Raw genomic sequence first — 23,096 nt, 5'->3', positions numbered from 1 at the left:
CGCTGCCCGGTTCCTCTTCCGACCGGCCCAGCATCGCGAACCCCACTCCTGAGGGGGCAGCCTTAGTCCCTTCCTTGGCCGAAGGTTTAATCGCTCCCGTCACAGGTGGACGAAGGTTTCCGGTCGGTACCAAAACGGACTGACGAGGAGGAAGTTACGCGGAGCACGTTACGATGCCGCGTTATAGATCCCCCCGAGGAGTACCCCATGGCTGTACGTCGTCTGATCCCTCTGGCCGTCGCGTGCGCCCTCGCCGCGGCCGCCGCCACCCCTGCGCAGGCTCGCGGGACCGATGAACCGTACTGCGCGACCCACAAATGCATCGCCCTGACCTTCGACGACGGTCCGGGGCCGTACGCCCAGACGTTGCTGAAGACCCTCTCCGAATACAAGGCGAAGGCGACGTTCTTCGTCATCGGGATGGAGGTGAAGAAGCATCCGAAGCTCACCGCGCAGATCGCGAAGGCGGGCCACGAGATCGGCAACCACTCGTGGGACGCCAGCTATCTGACCGAGCTCACGTACGCCCAGATCAACAAGAAGATCGGCGACACCCAGCGGCTGATCCAGAAGACGACCGGGAAGGCGCCGAAGCTCTTCCGCGCGCCCGGCGGGCTGCGCAACGGCGGCGTGGAGGAGATCACCGCCAAGTTCGGGCTCATCCAGGTGCCCGGCACGACCGCCACGAAGGACTACATCAAGAGCTACCGGCATGTGGACCTTCTCACCAACCGGGCCCTGGACGTCGCCGGAGAGGGCGAGGTCGTGCTGATGCACGAGACCGTCAAGGAGACCGTGGAGTCGATGCCCGAGGTGCTCCAGACGCTGACCGCGGAGGGCTACAGCTTCGTGACGGTGTCCACCCTGCTGGAGGGCCAGGAGCTCACCCCGGGACAGGTATATCCCGACCGGTCGGGGATGGAGACGACGACCGACGTCCACTGATCCTGCGGCCCAGCGCCTGGGCCGGCGCCTCCACGAAGCGGTAGGTGAGCCAGCTCAGCGTGAGCAGCGCCACGAGGTAGCCGAGCGCGACGGCCACCTGGCCGGTCGGCGTGAGCGACCGAAGGTCGCCGGCGAGCGCGTTCAGATACTTGAGCAGCGGGTGGTGCACCAGGTAGACCGAGTAGCTGATCAGGCCGAGCCAGGTCAGCACGCCGGGGACGCGCCGCCCGCGCAGCGCCATGCCGAGCGCGAACGTCCCGCCGGCGAGGACGATCGTGATGATCCACACGTCGGGCTGCACCCACCACCAGCCCGCCTGGATCGACCACACCGGCGCGGCGGCCACCAGGGCCGCCGCGGCCACGACCGGGCCGATCCCGCCCGTGCCCCGCTCCCAGCGGTACAGGGCCGTCCCCGTGAACATCACCGCGAGGATCGCCGCGCCGAACCACGGCACGAAGCTGCCGAACACGAGCAGCACGAGCGCCATCAGGCCCAGCGCGTACGCCGCGACCGTGCGGAACCGGCCGGTGATCAGGCAGGCCAGGCCCGCGACGAACAGCACGCAGGCGGCGATCGCGGGCCACGGCCCCGGCAGCAGCGGCGCCGACAGCACCAGCCCGGCGGCGACCGCAACGACGCCGAAGGCGATCGCCAGCGTCCCGCTGCGCCGGTGCACCCCGCCCACGAACAGCGCGGTCACCAGCAGGTAGAACACCATCTCGTACGACAGCGTCCACATCGGGTCGGCGAGGGCGCCGGTGTGGACGACGTCGAGCAGCATGCTCACGTGCGCGGCCACGGCCGACGGGTGCCGGGGCACCTCCTGGCGCACCGGAACCCAGAACGCCATGACGAGCACGGCGGCGATCACCAGCAGGTAGAGCGGGTACAGCCGGAAGACCCGGCTGACCCAGAACGCTCCGACGTCACCCCTGTTCTCCAGGGACGCGGGGATGATGTACCCGCTGACCAGGAAGAAGACCAGCACGCCGTACATGCCGAGGCTGAACCAGTAGGGGCGCAGCGACGGCATGAGCCAGGGCAGCGCGTGCTCGGCGACCACCGCCATCGCGCCGATCCCCCGCAGGGCGTCGAGCCACGCGAGGCGGCTGACCTTCGCACCTGACCGATCGGCGACGGGGTGAGTGGCAATCACACCGCGCCACTCTATCCGGCACGGCCGGGATCAATCCGATTGATCCCCACTAGTTGATCCCCGTTCAGCGATCCCCGCGCCTTGATCCCCGGGTCACTCCCACTCGATGGTGCCCGGCGGCTTGCTCGTCACGTCGAGGACCACCCGGTTGACCTCCCGGACCTCGTTGGTGATCCGGGTGGAGATGCGCGACAGCACGTCGTACGGCACCCGCGCCCAGTCGGCGGTCATGGCGTCCTCCGAGGTCACCGGCCGCAGGACGACGGGGTGGCCGTAGGTGCGGCCGTCGCCCTGCACGCCGACCGAGCGGACGTCGGCGAGCAGCACGACCGGGCACTGCCAGATGTCGCGGTCGAGACCGGCGCGGGTGAGCTCCTCCCGGGCGATGGCGTCGGCCTCGCGCAGCAGGTCGAGGCGCTCGCGGGTGACCTCGCCGATGATCCGGATGCCGAGGCCGGGGCCGGGGAACGGCTGGCGCCAGACCATCGCCGCGGGCAGGCCCAGCTCCTCGCCGGCCCGCCGCACCTCGTCCTTGAACAGCGTGCGCAGCGGCTCGACCAGTTCGAACTTGAGGTCCTCGGGCAACCCGCCCACGTTGTGGTGCGACTTGATGTTCGCGGTGCCGGTGCCGCCGCCGGACTCGACCACGTCGGGGTAGAGCGTGCCCTGCACGAGGAAGTCCACCGGCCCGTCGGCGAGGATCGCACGCTGCTCGTCCTCGAAGACCCGGATGAACTCGCGGCCGATGATCTTGCGCTTCTCCTCGGGGTCGGTGACGCCCGACAGCGCCTTGAGGAAGCGCTCCGAGGCGTCCACGACGCGCAGCTTGACGCCGGTCACCTCGACGAAGTCGCGCTCGACCTGCTCGGCCTCGCCCTTGCGCAGCAGCCCGTGGTCGACGAAGACGCAGGTCAGCCGGTCGCCGATGGCCCGCTGCACGATCGCGGCGGCGACCGCGGAGTCGACGCCGCCCGACAGCGCGCAGATCGCCCGGCCGTCGCCCACCTGGGCGCGCACGGCCTCCACGGCGTCCTCGACGATGTTGACCATGGTCCAGGAGGGGCGGCAGCCGGCCGCCTCCAAGAAGTGCTTGAGCACCTGCTGCCCGTGCTCGGAGTGGAGCACCTCGGGGTGGAACTGCACGCCGTACAGGCCGCGCGAGGGGTCCTCCATCGCGGCGACCGGGGTGGCGTCGGTGGCCGCGGTGACGGCGAACCCGGCGGGGGCGCCGACCACGGAGTCGCCGTGGGACATCCAGACGGTCTGCGCGACGGGCAGGCCGGCGAACAGCAGGCCCTCCTGGAGGACCTTGAGCGCGGTCCCGCCGAACTCGGCGGAGTCGGTCCTGGCGACCTCGCCCCCGAGCGCCCGGGCCATGGCCTGGAAGCCGTAGCAGATGCCGAAGGTCGGCACCCCGGTCTCGAACAGGCCCTCGGGAACCGGCGGCGCGCCCTCGGCGTACACCGACGAGGGGCCGCCGGACAGGATGATCGCCTTGGGCTTCCTGGCCAGCATCTCCGACACCGGCATCGATGACGGGACGATCTCGGAGTAGACGTGGCACTCACGCACCCGTCGCGCGATCAGCTGCGCGTACTGCGCGCCGAAGTCCACGACGAGGACCGTGTCGAACTCAGACACTGGAAAGGACCCCCATGAAGGCAGCGAGGCGGTAACGCCAGTCTATCGGCGCGGTGACGCTGCCCGCCCGGACGTGCCGGAGCCGCCGGCGCTCGAAACTTGGCCGACCAATATACAGCGGGTACGATGACCGGGTAAGGAGGTCCCCATGGTGGAGAGGGTGGAGTCGCCGACCCGGGACGCCCCGACGTGCCCCGCGGACGCCCCGGCATGTCCCACGCTGCCCGCGGACGTCGAGGACTCGCTGGGCTGCCTGATGGCCAGGGCCTCGCTGGGGCACCGGAGCCTGCTGGGCGCCCTGCTTGCAGAGATCGATCTCTATCCGGGACAGGACCGCGTGCTCAACGTGCTGTGGACGCACGGCCCGCAGTATCAGAACAAGCTCGCGGCGAAGCTGGGCATCGACATGTCCACGATGACCAAGAGCCTCCAGCGCCTGGAGCGCAGCGGCCTGGTGAGCCGTTCGCCCTGCCCCACCAACCGGCGCCTCAGCATCGTGAGCACGACCCCGAAGGGCGACGCCCTGCGCCCGCGGCTGCGCGGCATCGAGGAGGAGGTCCACCGGAGACTGGCGCGCGGCCTGACGCCGGAACAGGTGGAGACGCTCTGCTCGCTACTCGCCGTGGTCCGGGACAACACCTGCCGCGAGGCCCCGCGCTCACCCGGCGGGGACTGACCCCGTCAGGCCCTCCGGCGGGCGTGGGTGATCACCGAGATCCCGCTGCCGGCCAGGGCGTCCGCACGCTCCCGGAGGGCGGGGCCCGCAGCGTCGCACTCCGGCACCTGCTCGACCACCTCGAAGCCGTGCTCCTCCAGCAGGTCCGCCGCCTCTCGCGGGCTCAGGAACGTCAGCCAGGGCTCGCCGCCCTCCGCCACCAGCGGCACCAGGGTCTCGGCGTACGCCGTGGCACGCGGGCCGCGCAGGGCCTCGGGCAGCAGGTGGTCCACGACGATCTCGCTGCCGGGGGCCAGGCGGCCGAGCCCGGCCAGCGTACGCGCGACGGCCTCGCGGGTGAGGTAGACGGTCACGCCGAGCCAGCTCACGAACGCGGGCCGGGCGAGGTCGAACCCGTGCGCGACCAACCGCCCGACGGGGCACTCCTCCGCCTCCATGTCCGCGGGCACGTACGTGAGGCGGGGCGGCGCCGGGAGGCCCGCGCGTGCCAGCGCCTCCCGTTTCCAGCGCTGGGTGCCCGGATGGTCCACCTCGAAGACCTCCACGGGCCCGGAGGCCGACCGGCAGGCATAGGTGTCGAGCCCCGCACCGAGGATCACGTACTGGCGGACGCCCCGCCGTACGGCGCCGGCCAGGCGGTCCTCGGTGTAGCGGCCTCGGGTGACGACGGCCGCGCGCAGCCCGGCGAGAACGGGGTGGTCCGCCATCTCGCGGTGCGGGCGCACGTAGGCCTCGGCGCACTCGCCCAGCAGGGCGTACGCGAACGGGTCGCGGAAGACGACCGGCTCTCCGTCGACGATCAGGTGGGCGGCACGCGCCGCCGCCGTGTGGAGCGCGGTCCCGCTGGGCCCCTCGGTCTGCACCCGTCGAGCGTAAACCGCCTCAGCGATCTTGACGATGGGTCAGAGGCCGTGCGCCCGCGCGCCCTGCCGTAGCAGTTCGAAGGCGATGCCTGCGGCGGCGACGGCCTCGCCGTACACCTCGCCGGCCGTCCGGCCGGACGCCAGCGCCGCATAGTTGTCCCTGGCCAGGATCTGCCGCACGGCGACGTACTGCGCGGCCACCAGGCGCGACGTCAGGCGCGGCACGGGACGGGACGTGCTTCCAGGGGCGCGGGGCGCGGGGCCCGCCGCCTCGCTCATCGCCTCCGCCAGCGCCTCCGTGTCCGCCGCGGCGTACTCGGCCACGCGGGACGCCAGGCTGGGGGTGTCGAAGACGAGGCGGTGGTAGGCCATCACCGCCGGGTGGTCACACAGGCCGGTGGTCGGCTCGCGGGCGTCCAGTCCGGCCATGAAGGCGTCGTACAGCGCGTCCAGCGGGGTCCGCCCGGCCGGACGGGCGCGCACCACGGCCGCCGCCTCTCCCCTGTGGTCGGCGATCCGATGCAGGACCAGATCCTCTTTGGAGGGGAAATACCGGAACAGCGTGGGCTTGGAGACCTCCGCCGCGGCCGCGATCTCGGCCACGCCCACCTGGTCGAAACCGTGTTCCAGGAACATCGCGATCGCGACCTCGGAGATGGCCCGGCGGGTCCGCTCCTTCTTCCGCGTCCGCAGCCCCTCGACCATGCGCACAGGCTAGCAGCATCGCCGCGATAAGTTAACCCGGTTGCATTTTTAACCGAGTTGCTGTTCCATGCCCCTACGGAACCGGGGGAAGGAGTCGGCGGATGACCCCGCTGGAGGAGGAGCAGGCGTACGTCGAACGCTGCAGGGAGGGCCTGCGCCGGATGCTGGACGGCGCCCGGCACAACGTGGTCATCGGGGAGACCGTGGCGAGCGACCGCTACAGCGCCGAGCGACTGGGCCGCCACCTGAAGAGCCTGGCGAAGGAGCTCGGCGAGGACGACGGAGGGCCGCCGTTCTTCGGACGCGTCGAATTCGCCCCGGACATGAGCGAGCACGCCGGGCGGCGCTACCACATCGGCCGCCGCCACATCTCCGCCGACGGCGGCGCGCAGCCCCTGGTGATCGACTGGCGGGCGCCCGTCTCCCGGACCTTCTACCAGGCGTCGGCCCGTGACCCGCAGGGCGTGGCCGTACGGCGGCGCTTCGGCTGGGCCGGCGGGGAACTGACCGGCTTCGAGGACGAGCGCCTCGACCTCGGCGTGGATCTGGGCGGCGCAGGCCGGATCCTGACGGCCGAGATCGAACGCCCCCGGGTCGGGCCGATGCGCGACATCGTCGCCACCATCCAGCCGGACCAGGACGACCTGGTCCGCGCCGACCTGGAGGACTCCCTGTGCGTGCAGGGCGGGCCGGGCACCGGCAAGACCGCCGTCGGCCTGCACCGCGCCGCCTACCTGCTCTACGCCCACCGCAAGCGGCTGTCGCGCGGCGGTGTGCTCGTGCTCGGCCCGAACCTGGCCTTCCTCGGCTACATCTCCGCGGTGCTGCCGGCCCTGGGCGAGGTCGACGTCGAGCAGACCACGCTGGACGCGCTCCTCACCCGGGTTCCGGTCAAGGGCACCGACGGCACGGACGCCGCCGTGGTCAAGCACGACGTGCGCATGGCCGAGGTGCTGCGCAGGGCGCTCCACCGGCACGTCCGCGAGCCCGCCGAGCCGCTCGCCGTGGCCGACGGCTCCTCCCGCTGGCGCGTCTCCGAGGACGAACTGCGCCGCGTGGTCGAGGAGACCCGCCGCGAGGCGATGCCGTACGGCGTGGGTCGTGAGCGCGTCATCGCCCGCGTGGCGTCGCTCGTGCGGAGCCGGGCGGAGGCCCGCGGCCGGACGATCGACACGGCGTGGACACGCCGGACCACCCGGGCCGTCGCCGCCGCCGTGGACGCCTTCTGGCCGGCCGTACGCCCCGAGCAGGTGCTGTTCGAGGTGCTCCGCGACCCTTCGGAGGCCGCCGAGGGCGTGCTCACGGCGGCCGAGCGGGCGGCGATCACCTGGGCGAGACCGCCGCGCACCTACCGGAGCGCCGCCTGGACGGCCGCTGACCTGATCCTGCTCGACGAGCTCGCCGGCCTGATCGAGCGTCCGCAGGGATACGGCCACGTGATCCTCGACGAGGCGCAGGACCTGTCGCCGATGCAGTGCAGGGCCGTCGCCCGGCGCAGCGAGCACGGCTCGCTCACCGTGCTCGGCGACCTGGCGCAGGGCACGACCCCGTGGGCCGCCCGCGACTGGGGCGAGCAGATGGCGCACCTGGGCAAGCCGGACGCCGAAGTCATGGCGCTCACCACCGGCTTCCGCACGCCCGCCGCCGTCGTCGAGCTCGCCAACCGCCTGCTGGCCGAGCTCGCGGTGAACGTGCCGCCCTCCCGCTCCTTCCGGCGCGACGGCCGGCTGCGCATGCTGCGCGGGGACGACCCGGTGGTCGTGACGGCGGTGCGCGAGGCGCTGGACCACGAGGGCTCGATCGGCGTCGTCGCCGCCGACGCGTCGGCCGGCCGCCTGCGCGCCGCGCTCGCGGACGCCGGGCTGGCCGTCGCCGACGGTCTCACGCCCGACCCGTCCGTACGGATCTCCGTGGTGCCCGCCACCCTCTGCAAGGGCCTGGAGTACGACCACGTCGTGCTGGCCGAGCCCGCCGAGATCGTCGAGGCCGAGGAGCGCGGGCGCCACCGGCTCTACGTGGCGCTCACCCGCGCGGTGTCCCGTCTGGACGTGGTGCACCGCCGTCCGCTGCCGTCCCCCCTGACGTGATGCCCACGATCACGCCGAGGTCAGCCGGGCGCGCAGCGCGGCGACGCCCGTGAACCCCGCCCGCGTGAGGTACGACTCCGGCCCGCCGTACCGGGCGTCAAGGTAAGCGAGGGTACGCAGCATGGTGGCGGGGGTGACCTCGGCGAACAGGCGGCGTGACCGCAGCCGCGCCGCCTCGTCGGGAAGAGCGGCGAGGTGGTCGTCGAGGCTCAGGCAGCGGGCCGTCTCGGCGTAGTCGGCGGCGATGTGGCGGGCAGGAACACCGGCCAGCGCGAGCGCGATGGCGGCCACCACGCCGGTGCGGTCCTTTCCCGAGTGACAGTGCAGCAGCACGGGGCCGGGAGGCGCGGCGGCGATGGCGGCCAGGACGGCGGAGATCCGGGCCGTCCCCCGGTCGAGCATGGCGCGATAGATGCCCGCCAGCGTGTCAGCCATGCGCTCCAGCACCGAGTCGCCGGGCCCGAGAACCGAGATGTTGCGGTAGGCGGGATGGGCGGAAAGCGGGCTGGGCAGCGTCTCGCACTCCGCGGGGAGCCGGAGATCGACGATCAGACCCGGCCGGAGCGCCGAGATCGCCTCGGCCGCCGAGGCCGGGGGAAGCTCCGAGCGCAGCAGGGCGCCCGGGCGGATCCGGCCGCCCCCGGCGGCCGGAAGCCCGCCCAGGTCGCGTGCGTTGACGCAGCCGGGCCAGGACGGGCCGGGGATCGCCCTGCTCACACCCGCCCCCTCAGGTTTCTGGTCCAGCCGGCCACCGTGGCCCGCCATTCGTCGGGATCCTCGGGCCGCCCGGGTACGCCGGGCCGGGTCTGCCACGGCCGCGGACCGTCCTCACGGCGGTACTCCACCCCGATGGCGTCGAGACGGGGCAGGTGGGCCTGCAACCTGTCGTGGAACTCCGTGAAGTCCCGCTCGGGCGGGCTCCAGACGGTCTCCGCGAAGGCACACAGCCGAGGGAACGTCATGTAGTCCACCTGGCGGTTCGAGTCGATCAGCTCGGTCCACACGGCGCACTGCGAGCCGATGACATGTGCCTCCGCCGGATCACCGCGCAGGCCGGCGGGGACGGGCTCGAAGGCGTACACGTCCGCCAGCGTGAGGACGGTGCCGAACGGGACGGGCTCGCGCGGCCCCTCGTCCTGCCGATAGTCGAAGTAGACCGAGGTGTTCGGGCAGGTGACAACCTCGTGCCCGGCCCTCGCGGCGATCACGGCGGCGAGGTCGCCCCGCCAGGAGGCGACGATCGCGCCGGAGACGTGGCCGCCCTCGAGGATCTCGTCCCAGCCGACCAGACGGCGTCCGCGCGCCGTGAGGTAGTCGTCGAACTGTTCGATGAACCAGCTCTGCAGTTCGTCCTCATCGCGCAGGCCCAGCTCGGCGATCCTGGCCTGTGCGGCGGGGCTGGTCTTCCACTGGTCCTTGCGGCACTCGTCCCCGCCCACGCAGACGTAGGGACCGGGGAACAGTTCGAGCACCTCGTCGAAGACGTCCTTGAAGAACGCGATCGTGGCGTCCTCCACGTTGAGCACGTTGTCGCCGATCCCCCAGGTGGTGCGGACCTCCAGCGGTGTGCCGGCGTTGCCGAGCTCGGGATAGGCGGCGATGGCGGCCTGGGTGTGGCCGGGCAGGTCGATCTCGGGGACGACGGTGATGTACCGCCGCGCCGCGTATGCGACGATCTCGCGAATGTCGTCGTGGGTGTAGTAGCCGCCGTGCGGGCGGCCGTCCATGGCGCCGTTCCAGCCGGTCTGGCTCTCCCGGCGCCAGGCTCCGACCTCGGTGAGGCGCGGGTGGCGCTTGATCTCGATCCGCCATCCCTGATCGTCGGTGAGGTGGAGGTGCAGGACGTTCAGCTTGTGCATCGCAAGAAGGTCGATGAAACGCAGCACGTCGGCCTTGGTCATGAAGTGTCGTGCGACGTCGAGCAGGCAGCCGCGCCAGGCGAAGCGCGGCCGGTCCTCTACCCGTACGGCGGGCAGCGACAAGGGGACGCCGGTCGCCGCCCGCCGGAACGCCGCGGCGGGGAGGAGCTGCCGCAGGGTCTGTGCGGCGTAGAAGGCCCCGGCCGCTCCGCCCGCTTCGACGCGCACTTCGTCGGCGCCGACGGTGAGCAGGTAGCCCTCGGGATGCATTCCGCCGCGCAGGGCAAGGGTGATCGTTCCCGGGCCGGTCCGGCCTGGCAGCAGAGCGCCGCCGGTGACCGGGCTCAGCTCCCCCCGTAGCCAGGCGGCCACCTCGCCGAGCTCGGGATCGGCGGCGAGGGCGGTGTTCCGGTCGAGGACGAAGCGGCCCTGTCGGGTCTCAACCCGGACAGGCCTCGGGATGATCATGGGGATTCCTCCTGGTAAGGGTGGTGATCCTCGGCTAGTCGCAGGTGATCGTGGCGTCCGCGAGGTCGGCGTGGTCGAAGTAGGCGTTGTCACCGGCGTTGGTGACGACCAGGCGGACATAGCGGGCGTCCCGTACCCCGGCGCTGACCCTGACGGCCGGCTGGGAGCCGGTGATCACGCCGGAGCGGGCCACCCGCTCGCCGTCGGCCCAGATCTCGAACTGAACCGAGCCGTTCGCCCCGACCTCGTCGTCGACACCGCCGAGGAACCGCACCTCGGAACAGCGCCGTGCCACGTAGAACTCGATGTCCGCCGGCGCGTGCGCGCCGAGGCCCTTGGCGTAACGGACGCCCTCGATCGTGATCGGGCGGCCGTCGCCCGCCGCCGCGTCGCCGTTGCTGGTGTCCCGCTCGACCGGGCCGAGATGGCTGGTCGCCCGGGTCCAGCCGAGGTCGCTGAGCGCGGTGGTGCCGCGCGCGGGCGCCTCCGCCACCTGGACCACCGCGCGTCCGCTCACCTGTGCCGTACGCTCGCGCCAGCCGAAGGCGGCCCTGCCACCGATCTCGAACGCGGTGCGCGAGGCGCCGGCGGGCGGGGTCACCGCCCAGCGCACCGTGAAGGTCTCACCCGCGCCGAGACGGCCGGACGACCGGGCGGGAGTGAGCGCCCTGGTCTGCCATCCCTCGGGCACGTCGAGCGTCACCTCGACGTCGTCGAGCCGGTCGGTGCCCCCGGTGTCGGTCACCCGGGTGACCAGCTCGTTCTCCCGCCCGGGCTCCAGGGCCGAGGGCCGGTCGTCGCCGAGGAACGTCGCGGGGTCCACCTCGAACGTCACAGCGGGCGGCGCCTGTTCGCGCCCGGCGCCGATCCGGTACATCACCACCCCGTGCGCGGGCACGGCCGCGGCCAGCCGGCCCTCGGTGAGGGTGACCTCGCCCGTCCACAGATCCTCGACTCGATACGCCGACGCGTGGGGCAGCTTCAGCCGGGAGGCCGTCGTGGAGATCGTCGTCTGCCGGTCGCTCTCGTTGAACAGCGCGACGGCGCGGTCGCCGTTCTCCAGCGGCTTGACCAGCACGTGGTACCAGCCGTCCGTGGCGGCGAAGTGGGCCTGCACCCCCAGCGGGTCCTGGTCGACCGCGATCACCTTGGAGTTGGCGACGATCGCGGCGGGCGCCTTGACCGGGTCGGCCATGAGGACCAGCGGCGCGGCGCCCATCGCCCACAGGCTGAACTGGGTGCGGTATTCGGCCTCGGTCATCCCGCCCCCACCGGCCAGGATCAGGTCGGGGTCGGCCCAACTGCGCGGACCGGGGTAGTCGGCGCGCAGCATGTCGGTCTCCCAGATGCCGACCATCGCGGCGTAGTTGTCGGTGATGGGCCGGTTGTAGACGTTGGTCCGCCACGTGGTGGCGACCTGGGCCCCCCAGAGCCAGGGGACGCTGTTGCCGTCCTCGTTGTTCATGGCGAACGCGATCGTGTCGCCGAGGGCCTGCCGCATGCGGGGGTAGAGCGTCTGGGCGATGGCCTGGGAGTTCTTGCCGGGGAAGTCGGCCGTGGGGATGGAGCACCAGTCGTACTTGAGATAGTCGACGCCCCAGGACCGGATCAGCGCGCCGTCGGCCGCCTCGTTGCCGTAGGAGCCGGGGCCGCCGCCGGCGCAGGCCTTGGTGCCGGCCGACAGGGCGAGGCCCAGCTTGAGCCCCTTGTCGTGGACGTGGTCGGCCAGTGCCGTGATGCCGGAGGGGAAACGAGTGCGGTCGGCGACGAGGGCCCCACCGTCGCGCTGCGGCGCCAGCCAGCAGCCATCGATGATCACGTAGCGGTAGCCGGCCGGGGCCAGCGCGGCGAGGCCGTCGGCGGCCTGCCACACCGAGGTCTCCGAGACCGAGCAGCCCTGGCTGCGGCTGCTCCAGCCCATGGGCGGGGCGTCGATCGCGGGGGGCGACGTGGCGCGGGCCGCGGCGCCCGCGGCGGGTATGGCGAGCATGCCGAGGAGGACCGCCGTGAGGGCGGCCGAGCGTATGCGCATGGGTGGTCCCGTCAGGCTGAGTGGAGGCGCGGGTCTCCGGGCTCGATGGCGAACGAGCCGGAGGTGTAGGCGGGGGCGTAGGGCTCGGTGACCCGGCTGAGCGAGCGGAAGTCGACCTTCATCTCGTCCTGCGTCAGCCGCGCCCGGACGTAGCCACGGCGTCCGTTGAAGAACTTGACGTGCGGGTTCTCGGCCAGCAGCTGCTTGGTGTCGGGGTATTCGTCCATGCCGTCACCGGCGGAGGTGACCGACGTCGTGACGAGCTCGACCGCGACAGACGGCGACTCGGGGTCCTGGTAGTCGCGCTTGACCTCGCCGGCCCAGTGGGAGTGCACGTCGCCGGTGAGCACGACGCCGTTGCGCCGGTTGTCGGCGATCGCGGCGGCCAGCCGATTCCGGGACGCGACGTACCCGTCCCAGCCCTCGTTGCTGTAGCCCTTGCCCTCGCCGGTCGTCCAGTCCATCTCCATGAGGAAGACCTGCTGGCCGATCAGATCCCAGGTGGCCTCGGACGTGCGCAGCCGGTCGGTCAGCCAGGCCTCCTGTTCCTCGCCGAGGATGGTGCGGTTGGGCGCGAACCGCTCGGCGCAGTCGGGTCCCACGGTGCCCGACTTGCCGGTGCAGGGGTAGAGGTCCCGGTATTGGCGGGTGTCGAGCAGGTGCAGGTTGGCCATCCGGCCCCAGCGCAGCGTGCGGTACAGGTGCAGCGCGGCGCCCTGGGGCCGCTGTGCCCGGCGCAGCGGCATGTTCTCGTAGTACGCCTGGAAGGCGGCGGCGCGGCGCTGGAGGAACGGCGGGTCCGGCTGCTCGGGGACGTCGCCCGCCCAGGCGTTCTCGATGTCGTGGTCGTCGAAGACCACCGTCCAGGGGGCGACGGCGTGCGCCAGTTGCAGGTCGGGGTCGGCCTTGTGCTGGGCATGCCGCAGCCGGTAGCCCGCCAGGTCGAAGCACTCCCCGCCCGCCTGGTCGCGCACCGGGTACTTGTAATCGCCGTACTCGTAGATGTAGTCGCCGAGGAAGGCGACGAGGTCCGGCTCGTCCTCGGCCATCCGGCGGTACGGGGTGAACCAGCCGACCTGGTAGTCCGCGCACGAGGTGAAGGACAGATTGAAGGCGCGGCCGCGGGTTCCGGGGGCGGGCGCGGTCAGGGTACGGCCGGCCGGCGATGTCTCCGTGCCCGCCCGGAAGCGGTAGAAGTACTCGGCGCCCGCGTCGAGGCCGTCGACCTCCACATGGACACTGTGCGCCGCCTCGGGCCGGGCGATCTCGGTGCCGTGCCGTACGACCTTGGTGAAGCGGTCGTCCTCGGCGACCTGCCACTGGACCGGGACGGGCCGGTTCGGCATACCGCCGAGACCGTCCGGGGCTACGGGGTCGACCGCGAGGCGGGTCCACAGCACGAAACCGCCGGGGTCGGGCTCGCCGGAGGCGACACCCAGCTGGAAGACGTCGGACAGGGGGGACTGGCGGGCGGCCGCGCGCACGGGCGGGACGCCCAGCGCCGCGGCGGCGGCCACGCCGGCACCCCCGGCGAGGAAGCTACGCCGGTTGATCATCGTGCTCCTACCTGATGCTCGCGTTGCCTTCGGCGACGGCCTGGTCTGCCGCCTGCTTCGGAGTGATCTTGCCGAGGTACATCTCGTTGAAGATCTGGTTGAGCTTGGGCTCGAAGCCGGTGAACCCGGTCGTGACGGGCAGGCTGAAGGTGTCGCCCTTCGACTCCTCGAGGAACGGCGAGACGTCGATGCCCTCGGTCTTCTGCCAGTAGTCGAGGTAGCCCTGGGCCAGGCCGTTCAGCGCCGGGAACACGTATCCGCCGTCCGCCATGACCTTCTGGGCCTGCTCGGAGGCCAGGAAGGTCGCCAGCTTCATGGCCTCCTTCTCGTGCTTGCTCTTGGCGTAGACGGTCTCGGACAGCCCGTTGATGTTCACCGACCGCCCGGCGGGCCCCTGCGGCATCGGCGCCACGCCGACCTTGAACTTCGCCTCCGGCACCACGAACGGCAGCAGCGCGTTGTTGGCCGGGAACATCGCCACCTCGCCCCGGGTGAACATGTCGGTGACCTTGCCGGTGGGCGGGTTGGTCCGGGTCGCGGGCGGCGAGACGTCGTACTTGTTGACCAGGTCGACGCCGAACTGCAGCGCCTGCACCGACGCCTCGTCGTTGAAGGTGTATCGGCCGAACGGCTTGTCCAGCAGTCTGCCGCCGTTGGAGTTCACCCAGTTCATCCACTGGGTCTGGTAGTGGTTCCAGGACGCGAAGCCGTACGTCTTGACCTTGTCCTTGTCGAATCCGGGATCGCCGGGGTGGCGGCCCTCCTCGTCGGCGGTGAGCTTGCGCGCGGTCTCCAGCAGCGTGCCCGAGCCGTCCGGCGCCCAGGTCAGCGTCTCCGGCATCTCGACGCCGGCCTTCTTGAAGAGGTCCACGTTGTACAGCAGGCCGACGATGCCCCAGTCCTTGGGCACGCCGTACAGCTTGCCGTTGTAGGTGTAGGCCTCGACCACCTTGCTGTGGTACTTGGACGTGTCCAGCTTGAGCGGGGTCAGGTCCGCGAGCACTCCCTTGGTGACGAACTCGGGGAACTGACTGGTCTGCATCCAGAAGACGTCCGGCGCCGTGCCGGCCACGGCGTCGGCGGTCAGCTTGGTCCAGTACTGGTCGTACGGCAGGACCTCGATGGTCACATCGATGTCCGGATTGGCCTTCTCGAAGGCGGCCATCACCTTCTCGTAACCGGCCTTCTGCTGTTCGTCCCAGAGCCGGTAGGTGAGGGTGACCGGGTCACCCGGAGAACCGGAACCGGAACCGGAACCGCCGCAGGCGGTGACGGTGGCGGCCGCGGCGAGCAGTGCGACGCCGGCGAGCGGCTTGGCCCAGCGAACTCGGGGGGCTTGCATATTCGCTGACCTTTCTCATTTGAGGCCGGTGAGAACCACCGACCGGATGATGTACCTCTGGAAGAACACGAAGATCGCCACCATCGGGACCAGGGCGATCAGACCGCCGGCCATCATGAGGTTGTAGTCGACGCCGATGCCGCCCTTCAGCCCGGCGATGGCCACCGTGATGACCTTGGTGTCGTCACCGCTGGTGATGATCAGCGGCCACAGGAAGTTGTTCCAGGACGAGATCACCGTGATGATCGCGAGGGTGCCGAGCGCGGGGCGGGACAGCGGCAGCAGGATGCGCAGCAGGATCGTCAGCGGCCCGGCGCCGTCGATGCGCGCCGCCTCCTCCAGGCTCGCCGGCAGCCCGCGGAAGAACTGCCGCATCAGGAAGATCCCGTACGGCGTTCCGAGGAGGTACGGCAGCAGCAGGCCCCACCAGGTGTTGACCAGGCCCAGCTGCCGCATAATGAGGAAGAGCGGGATGACGGTGACCGCGCCGGGCACCATCATGGTCGCCACGTAGAGCCAGAAGAGGACCTCTCGCCCCCGGAAGCGCAGCCGGGCGAAGGCGTAGGCGGCGAATGTGGTGAACACGAGCTGGCCCGCGGTGAGCGCGGCGGTCATCAGCAGCGTGTTGGCGATGTAGTGGGGGAAGTCGCCGCCGAGCAGCTCGGCCAGGTTGGCCGTGGTGGGCGGCATCGCGGGCAGCCACGGCGCCGTGGAGTTGAGCTGGGTCCGCGTCTTGAACGCGGTCAGGACGACCAGCAGGTAGGGGAAGACGGAGAGGAAGGCGCCGACGGCGAGGGCGGCGTACAGCAGGGTCCGCTTGGTCATCGTGGCTCTCAGCTGAGGTCGTAGGTCGTGCGCTTGCCGAAGAACCGCACCTGGGCCAGCGTCACCACGAGGATGATCACGAAGAGCAGCATGGAAAGCGTGGAGGCGTAGCCGAAGTCGAAGTCCTTGAAGGCCGTGTTGTAGATCCGGAAGTTGATCACGTCGGTGCTGCCGCTGGGACCGCCGTCGGTCATCACGAAGATGGTGTCGAAGATCTGGAAGGCGCCGATCAGGTTCGTCACCGTGACGAAGAACATGGTGGGATTGAGCAGCGGCAGCGTCACCCGGAAGAACCGCTGCACGGGCGTCGCCCCGTCCGTGGCCGCGGCGTCGTGGAGTTCGCTCGGGATGCCCTGCAGGCCGGCCAGGAAGAACAGCATGTTGTACCCGGTGTGCTGCCAGACGTTCACCAGCGCGACCGCCGGCAGCGCCCAGGCGGGATCGGACAGCCAGTCGGGACCGGTGACACCGATCAGGGAGAGCGCGCCGTTGAGCGCGCCGCCGCGCGGATCGAAGATCCAGTTCCAGGTGAGGCCCATGACGATCGGCGTCGCCATCCACGGCACCACGAACAGCGCGCGGTAGTAACGCATGCCCCTGACCCGCTGGTTCAGCAGGAGGGCGAGGATCATGGCGAGGACCGTCTGCAGCGGGACGCACAGCAGGACGTAGAGGACCGTGACCCAGACCGAGTGCCAGGCGGCGCCGTCTTCGGCGAGGCGCCGGTAGTTCTCCAGCCCGGCGAACATCGGGTCGGACAGCAGCTTCCAGTCGAAGAAGCTCAGCCCGAGCACGATCAGGACCGGCAGCAGCAAGAACGCCGCCACGCCGAAGAGGCTGGGGGTGACGAACAGGTAGCCGTACCAGGCGCCGGATCGCCCGGTGCGGCCGGCGCGACCGGCCGGGTCCGCTGTCACGACGGGTTCGGGCGGGTGGGAACCATCAACCGCCGGGTCGTGTCCAGGCCCCACTCGTCGAGAGCGGCGATCGGGTCGCTCGACCCGCGCAGGCCGCCCGTGCGGTGGACATGCTCCGCCCACTCCTCGCGCGCCTCCATCTCCGGCCGGGCGATGAGGCAGTCGGGGTCGTTCACCCACCACCGGGCGTGGAGGAACTCGCGGGCCGCGCCGGTGAGCCGGGCGCCGAGCTGCGAGGGCTGGCTGATGTCGCCCGACCTCGGCAACATCCTGAGCGCCACGTCCGGGCTGACCCGCATGATGTCGACCAGGCCGATGCTGGGCAGCATGGGTGCCCCGCAGCCGTGCAGGACGGCGTCGTCCCCCGCGCCCTCGCGGATCAGTTCAAGCCCGCGGCGGTAGGCGGCGATCGGATCGATCTCCTCGTTCCGCCGGCCGGGCAGGGCGCCGGCGTAGAGGTAGTCGAGCTTGAAATGCGTCACGCCCTTGGCCCGCAGGGTGCGGAAGACGTCGACCAGGTGGGCGGCGGCCTCCGGGTGCGTGACGTCGAGGACGGCGAGGTCCTGGTCCCACATCGTCCCGGCGTGGGCGCCGCCGACCAGCCAGTCGGGGTGCTCCCGGAAGACGCGGCTGCGGCGCCCGGCCAGGAAGGGCGCCACCCAGATGCCGGCCCGTCTGCCCGCCTGCGTGACCTCGCCCACGACCCGGTCGAGCGAGCCGAACCCGGGACGCAGCTCCAACCAGTCGCCGATCTCGGCCTCGTAGCCGTCGTCCAGCAGGAACATGTCGGCCTCGATTCCGTGGCGGGATGCGAGGCGGAGGTTCTCCAGGACGTCGTCGTCGGTGACCTTGTCCCAGTAGCCGTACCAGGAGCACCACATCGGCGGCACCGCGGGGAACCGGTCCGGGGCGATCCCCGCGGCCATCGCCGTGGCCCAGCCGCGGAGCGCGGCGTCGAGTCCGCCCTCGATCCGCTCGTGCCGTACCGGCCCGTCGGCGGAGACGACGAGGCGGCCGCCCTCGGCGCGCAGGCGGATGGACGGGACCCGCAGCGGGTCGGGCGCCGACCAGAGGAAGATCGGTGCGCCCTCGCCGGGGTCCACCGCCAGGAGGCCCTCCCCCTGGTAGGTGTCAGCGGGGACGGGCGTCTCCGGGCGGTAGCAGAGGACCTGGATGTTGGCGTCCGCGGCCCGGGGAGGAGCCTGCCCGAAACGATAGGTGCCGGTGGGACTCCAGGACTGCCACCCATGCTCGAAGACCAGGGCCTTCCCGGGGTCGCACACGATCTCGCCGATGTCAGTGAACGACATCAGACTTCATTCCTCTCGTTCACTTGTGATGGAGTCCTTCATTAGTAACAGTGGGGTGATGGCCGGTCAATAGCCGCTTGCAGCGAACTACGAGGACATGACGGGCGGCAAGATCTCCCACCGTCTGTCATAATCGGTACTTCTGGAGGTTTCCTACGTTAGGGACGGTTCATGGGGAACCCGCCGCTCGGCGGTGACCTGTCGCGGCTGCGGCAGCTCAACGCGCTTTCCACGATCAGGGCGCTGCGCGGAAGCGCGCCCGCCACGCTGTCGGCGCTCTCCGCGCGGACCGGCCTGTCACGCCCCTCCTTGAAGGAGGTCGTCGGCGAGCTGACCAGCCTCGGCTGGGTGGAGGAGGTTCCCCCCACCCCGGGCGGAATGGGGCGGCCGGCCCGCCGCTACCGTTTCCGGGCCGACCGCGGTCACCTGGTCGGGATCGACATCGGGGCGCACAACGTCCGCGCCGCCCTGTCCAACCTCGACGGGACCGTCCTGGCCGAGACCAGGCAGGCCGTCGTCCCGCAAACGCCGGTACGGGAACGGATGGAGGCGATCGGACGCGCGGTCGGCGGCTGCCTCGCCCTCACCGGCCTGACCATGGCGGAGGTGTGGACCGTGGCCGTCGGAACCACCGGCATCGTCACACCGGAGGGCGTCGTCACCTACTCCGCGGGAATCCCGGCGTGGACCGGTCTCGACCTGGCCGGGCTGCTCGGCGCCATGTTCCCGTGCGAGGTGCTCATCGAGAACGACAGCCGGCTCGCGGCCCTGGCCGAGGCCAGGCGAGGGGTGGCCCGCGGCGCGCGCGACGTGGTGTTCCTGCACGTGGGGCGGCGCATGGGCACCGGACTGATCATCGATGGGAAGCTTCACCGTGGGTTCGGGGCGGCGGCGGGAGAGATCGTCATGCTTCCGCAGGCCCGCTGGTTCGACGCGCCCGACCATCTCAACAACTGCCCGGTGGTCCCGGAGGGCACCCCTGTGGAGGACGCCGCCAGCCACACGCTGGCCGCCGCCAGAGACGGCGACCCGGCGGCGCTGGCCGCCGTCGAGCGTTACGTCGACGATCTCGCCGTCGGGGTCGCCGCGATCGTCCTGGTGCTCGATCCCGAGATCGTCGTGCTCGGCGGAGGCTTCTCCCGCTCGGCCGACGTGCTGCTCCCGCCGCTGGGCCGCCGCCTGGAGGCGGTCTGCCTGCGCATGCCCGAACTGCGCGCCTCCACGCTCGGCGACGAGTGCGTGGTGTTCGGCGCCATCGACCACGCGGTCGATCACCTCGACCGGCAGTTGTTCACGGCGGACTCCGGCACGTCGCTGCCCGTCCCCCTCACCAGGGACGCCGTCTCGCGATCCTAACCGGCGCGCCCTTCCGCGTCCGGCGCGGCGGCGCCGTGGGTGATGCCCACGATCGGCAGGCGCAGCGCGCCCGGCGCCGACGCGGGGACGACCGGCCGCACGGGCGCGACCGGCCCGAGCCGCACGTACGCGGAGCCGAGGGCGGGGCGCGGGTCCGGCTCGCCCTTGTTCGGCCACAGCGCCATCGCGCGCTCGGCCTGGGCCGTGATCGTCAGGGAGGGGTTCACGCCGAGGTTGGCCGACACGGCCGAGCCGTCCACGATGTGCAGGCCCTCGTAGCCGTAGACGCGGTGGTAGGGGTCGATCACGCCGGTCTCGGGCGAATCGCCGATCGCGCAGCCGCCGAGGAAGTGCGCGGTCGCCGGGATGTCGAACAGGTCGAGCCAGGAGCCGCCGGGAAGGCCGCCGATCTCCTCGGCCGCCAGGCGGACGGCCTCGTGCCCGGCGGGGATCCAGGTGGGGTTCGGCTCGCCGTGGCCCGGACCCGCCCGCAGCTTCCCGCCCTTCAGCGAGAGCGTGATCGAGTTGTCCTTCGCCTGCATGACGAGGGCGATGACCGTGCGCTCGGACCACCTGCGGTGGTTGAACAGCCGGGGCAGCAGGTGCGGCCGCCGCAGGGCCGCCCCGAGGAACTTGAGCCAGCGCGGCGCCCGCCCGCCGCCGTCCACGAGCAGCGTGCGCAGCAGTCCCATGGCGTTGGAGCCGTCGCCGTACCGGACCGGCTCGATGTGCGTCTCGGCGTCGGGATGGATCGAGGAGGTGATCGCCACGCCGCGGTTGAGTTTGGCGCCCTTGGCGGTGAGGCGTTCGAAGCCGAGCAGGGCCTCGGAGTTCGTCCTGGTCAGCGCGCCGAGCCGAGGCGAGATCCGGGGCAGCGTGGTCGCCCGGAGCCGGTGGAGCAGGTGCTGCGTGCCGTACGTCCCGGCGGCGAAGACCACCTGCCCGGCGGTCAGCGTGCGAGTGGGGCCGAACGGTCCTGTACGCCTCACGGTGATCTCGTAGCCGCCCTCGATCGGCCGCACACCGGTCACCGTGGTCTCCGGGTGGACCTTCGCCCCGGCCTTCTCGGCCAGGTAGAGGTAGTTCTTGATCAGCATGTTCTTGGCGCCGTGGCGGCAGCCGGTCATGCACTCGCCGCACTCGGTGCAGCCTCGGCGGCGCGGCCCCGCGCCGCCGAAATAGGGGTCGTCCACCTCGACGCCGGGCTCGCCGAAGAACACCCCGACAGGGGCGAGATGGAAGGTGTGGCCGACGCCCATCCGCTCGGCGACCTTCTTCATCACCTCGTCGGCAGGGGTGACCGTGGGGTTGTCCACCACGCCCAGCATGCGCCTGGCCTGGTCGTAGTAGGGCGCGAGCTCGGCCCTCCAGTCGGTGATGTGGCGCCACTGCGGGTCATTGAAGAACGGGTCGAGCGGCTCGTAGAGAGTGTTGGCGTAGACCAGCGAGCCGCCGCCCACCCCCGCGCCGGCCAGCACCATCACGCCGTTGGCGCCGCGCAGGACGTGGATGCGCTGGATGCCCTTCAGGCCGAGCGCGGGCGCGAACAGGAAGTCCCCGGCCCGCCAGGAGGTCTTGGGCAGGGTCTTCTCGTCGAACCGCCGGCCGGCCTCCAGGACGCCGACCGAATAGCCCTTCTCGGTGAGCCGCAGCGCGGTCACGCTCCCGCCGAACCCCGACCCGATCACCGCGACGTCGTAGTCCAACGCCCCGCCTTCCTTACTTGAGGTGCAGCCGCTTCATCGTCTTGAGCAGTCCCGCGAGCGTGTCGGCGTACTTGTCGTAGGTCATGCCGAGGATCGGCTCGAAGCCCAGCCACGTGGCCTGGCTGGCCACTGTCTGGACCTCCGTGTACTTCAGCAGGCCCTCGGTCCCGTGGCGGCGGCCGAGCCCGGACGACTTCATCCCGCCCATCGGCGCGTCGTAGGAGGCGTACGCCGAGCCGTACCCCTCGTTGATGTTGACGGTGCCGGCCTTGATCCGGGCCGCGAGGCGGCGGCCCCGCGCGACGTCCCTGGTCCAGATCGAGGCGTTCAGCCCGTACGCGGTGTCGTTGGCCGCGTCGACCGCCTCGTCCTCGTTCCTGAAGCGGTAGAGGGACACGACCGGCCCGAACGTCTCGTCCCTGCAGACGGCCATGTCCTCGCCGACGCCGTCGAGGACGGTCGGCTCGTAGAAGAACGGGCCGAGGTCGGGGCGCGGCCTGCCGCCCGTCAGCACCGTGGCGCCCTTGGCGACGGCGTCCTCGACGTGCGCCGCGACCCCGTCGAGCTGCCTGCGGGAGGTGAGCGAGCCCATCTGTACGTCCCAGTCGAGACCGGGGCCGATCCTCATGTTCTCCACGGCCCGGACGAACTTGTCGCGGAAGGCGTCGTCGATCGTCTCGTGCACGTAGAGGCGCTCGATCGAGATGCACAGCTGGCCCGCGTTGGTGAAGCAGGCCCGGATCGCGCCCTGGGCGGCCACGTCGAGGTCGGCGTCGTCGAGCACGATCATCGGGTTCTTGCCGCCGAGCTCCAGCGAGCAGCCGATGAGCCGCTTGGCCGCCTCCTCGGCGATCTTCCGCCCGCCGCGCGTCGAACCGGTGAACGCGACGTAGTCGGCGCCGTCGATCAGCGGATCGCCGACGTCCTCCGGATCGCCGAGCACGACCTGCCAGATGTCGCGCGGCATGCCCAGCTCGGCCAGCAGGTCGATCGTCCACAGCGTGGACAGCGGGGTCTGGGTGTCCGGCTTGTGCACGACCGCGTTGCCCGCGATCAGGGCGGGGACCACGTCGGTCACGCCGAGGGCCAGTGGGTAGTTCCACGGGCTGATCACCGCGACCACGCCCTTGGGGTGGCGCAGCTCGGCGGCCCGGGTGGCGATCGGGAAGATGCCCTGCCTGCGCTGCGGTTCCAGCAGCCCGGGCGCCCGCCGCACGTAGTACAGCGTGCAGCCCGCCACGTCCGCCACTTCCTCGTACGCGTGGCGCCGCGCCTTGCCGGTCTCCCACTGCACGATGTCGAGCAACTCCTGGCGGCGGTCGAGCATCGCGTCGTGGAGCCGCAGGAAGGGCCTGATCCGCTCCCGGACCGGCAGCGCCGCCCAGGCCTCCTGCGCCTCCCTCGCCCTGGCGTACGCCGCGCGGACATCCTCGGCGGTCGAGATCGGGACCTCGGCCAGGACCTCGCCGGTGAACGGCGCGACGATCTCCCTCGTCTTGCCCTCGGACGAGACGTGCGTGAGGATCCGGTCGACCATGGCCGCGTCGAGCGTCCGATTCGTGGCACCCATGGCGGAAGAATATTCCGGAGCCCCGCTCATGGCTACCGGTAAGTAATTGGAGGCGCCGGGCGAACGGCGTCCTCGCCGG

18 protein-coding genes are annotated in these 23,096 nt (G+C 71.3%); 4 read left to right on the top strand and 14 right to left on the bottom strand.

The window, feature by feature from the left end; translation table 11 throughout:
• The first annotated feature begins 207 nt into the window (after positions 1-207).
• On the top strand, positions 208-945 hold the full coding sequence (locus IL992_RS31940; protein WP_193207043.1) for a polysaccharide deacetylase family protein: 738 nt from the start codon (positions 208-210) through the stop codon (positions 943-945).
• On the opposite strand, the gene IL992_RS31935 is transcribed toward IL992_RS31940, so the two are convergent.
• A complete protein-coding gene (locus IL992_RS31935; RefSeq protein WP_319018960.1) occupies positions 884-2,104 on the bottom strand; it encodes an acyltransferase family protein in 1,221 nt (406 codons plus the stop codon). The two genes, IL992_RS31940 and IL992_RS31935, sit on opposite strands and share 62 nt — an antisense overlap.
• Before the next feature lie 93 nt (positions 2,105-2,197).
• Positions 2,198-3,769, bottom strand: a complete 1,572-nt coding sequence (gene guaA, locus IL992_RS31930; RefSeq protein WP_226874148.1) for a glutamine-hydrolyzing GMP synthase — start codon at positions 3,767-3,769, stop codon at positions 2,198-2,200.
• Positions 3,770-3,893: 124 nt separating this feature from the next.
• Here guaA and IL992_RS31925 point away from each other — a divergent pair, with 124 nt between their 5' ends.
• Positions 3,894-4,421, top strand: a complete 528-nt coding sequence (locus IL992_RS31925) for a MarR family winged helix-turn-helix transcriptional regulator (protein WP_193207041.1) — start codon at positions 3,894-3,896, stop codon at positions 4,419-4,421.
• Positions 4,422-4,426: 5 nt separating this feature from the next.
• On the opposite strand, the gene IL992_RS31920 is transcribed toward IL992_RS31925, so the two are convergent.
• Positions 4,427-5,284 carry a class I SAM-dependent methyltransferase gene (locus tag IL992_RS31920; protein WP_193207040.1) on the bottom strand — a complete coding sequence of 286 codons (858 nt, stop codon included), beginning with the start codon at positions 5,282-5,284 and terminating at the stop codon, positions 4,427-4,429.
• A gap of 39 nt (positions 5,285-5,323) precedes the next feature.
• Positions 5,324-5,989, bottom strand: coding sequence for a TetR/AcrR family transcriptional regulator (locus tag IL992_RS31915; RefSeq protein WP_193207039.1), 666 nt, complete (start codon positions 5,987-5,989; stop codon positions 5,324-5,326).
• A gap of 101 nt (positions 5,990-6,090) precedes the next feature.
• Between IL992_RS31915 and IL992_RS31910 the strand changes: the two genes are divergently transcribed.
• A complete protein-coding gene (locus IL992_RS31910) occupies positions 6,091-8,076 on the top strand; it encodes a HelD family protein (protein ID WP_193207038.1) in 1,986 nt (661 codons plus the stop codon).
• 9 nt (positions 8,077-8,085) lie between these two features.
• On the opposite strand, the gene IL992_RS31905 is transcribed toward IL992_RS31910, so the two are convergent.
• The 8 genes from IL992_RS31905 to IL992_RS31870 are packed head-to-tail and all read right to left on the bottom strand — an operon-like array spanning position 8,086 to position 18,385.
• Positions 8,086-8,793: a tyrosine-protein phosphatase gene (locus IL992_RS31905; RefSeq protein WP_193207037.1), complete on the bottom strand. Its 708-nt coding sequence runs from the start codon at positions 8,791-8,793 to the stop codon at positions 8,086-8,088.
• Positions 8,790-10,403, bottom strand: coding sequence for a beta-N-acetylhexosaminidase (locus IL992_RS31900; RefSeq protein WP_193207036.1), 1,614 nt, complete (start codon positions 10,401-10,403; stop codon positions 8,790-8,792). Before IL992_RS31900 ends, IL992_RS31905 begins: the two co-directional genes overlap by 4 nt.
• Positions 10,404-10,437: 34 nt before the next feature.
• Positions 10,438-12,435, bottom strand: a complete 1,998-nt coding sequence (locus IL992_RS31895; RefSeq protein ID WP_193207035.1) for an NPCBM/NEW2 domain-containing protein — start codon at positions 12,433-12,435, stop codon at positions 10,438-10,440.
• An 11-nt stretch (positions 12,436-12,446) separates the two neighbouring features.
• Complete coding sequence (locus IL992_RS31890; RefSeq protein ID WP_193207034.1) at positions 12,447-13,991, bottom strand: alkaline phosphatase D family protein; 1,545 nt, start codon at positions 13,989-13,991, stop codon at positions 12,447-12,449.
• A gap of 7 nt (positions 13,992-13,998) precedes the next feature.
• On the bottom strand, positions 13,999-15,333 hold the full coding sequence (locus IL992_RS31885) for an ABC transporter substrate-binding protein (protein ID WP_193207033.1): 1,335 nt from the start codon (positions 15,331-15,333) through the stop codon (positions 13,999-14,001).
• Positions 15,334-15,348: 15 nt separating this feature from the next.
• Positions 15,349-16,158 (bottom strand): carbohydrate ABC transporter permease, encoded by an 810-nt coding sequence (locus IL992_RS31880; protein WP_193207032.1) that lies wholly within the window; start codon positions 16,156-16,158, stop codon positions 15,349-15,351.
• Between the two features lie 8 nt (positions 16,159-16,166).
• On the bottom strand, positions 16,167-17,075 hold the full coding sequence (locus IL992_RS31875; protein WP_319018959.1) for a carbohydrate ABC transporter permease: 909 nt from the start codon (positions 17,073-17,075) through the stop codon (positions 16,167-16,169).
• Positions 17,072-18,385 (bottom strand): glycoside hydrolase family 36 protein, encoded by a 1,314-nt coding sequence (locus tag IL992_RS31870; protein WP_193207031.1) that lies wholly within the window; start codon positions 18,383-18,385, stop codon positions 17,072-17,074. The genes IL992_RS31875 and IL992_RS31870 overlap by 4 nt, the downstream gene beginning before the upstream one ends.
• A 171-nt stretch (positions 18,386-18,556) precedes the next feature.
• On the opposite strand from IL992_RS31870, the gene IL992_RS31865 reads away from it, so the two are divergent.
• On the top strand, positions 18,557-19,741 hold the full coding sequence (locus IL992_RS31865; RefSeq protein WP_193207030.1) for an ROK family transcriptional regulator: 1,185 nt from the start codon (positions 18,557-18,559) through the stop codon (positions 19,739-19,741).
• Here IL992_RS31865 and IL992_RS31860 read toward each other — a convergent pair.
• Both IL992_RS31860 and IL992_RS31855 read right to left on the bottom strand, forming a co-directional pair.
• On the bottom strand, positions 19,738-21,447 hold the full coding sequence (locus tag IL992_RS31860) for a GMC oxidoreductase (protein ID WP_193207029.1): 1,710 nt from the start codon (positions 21,445-21,447) through the stop codon (positions 19,738-19,740). The genes IL992_RS31865 and IL992_RS31860 overlap by 4 nt on opposite strands.
• Before the next feature lie 13 nt (positions 21,448-21,460).
• Positions 21,461-23,017, bottom strand: a complete 1,557-nt coding sequence (locus tag IL992_RS31855; RefSeq protein WP_193207028.1) for a succinic semialdehyde dehydrogenase — start codon at positions 23,015-23,017, stop codon at positions 21,461-21,463.
• Between the last annotated feature and the right edge of the window lie 79 nt (positions 23,018-23,096).

The sequence above is a fragment of the Microbispora sitophila genome (assembly GCF_014892245.1).
In the GTDB taxonomy this organism is placed as follows: Bacteria; Actinomycetota; Actinomycetes; order Streptosporangiales; family Streptosporangiaceae; genus Microbispora; species Microbispora siamensis.
Note: the sequence above shows the minus strand (reverse complement) of the source record. Positions and strands in the feature narration are given on the sequence as shown.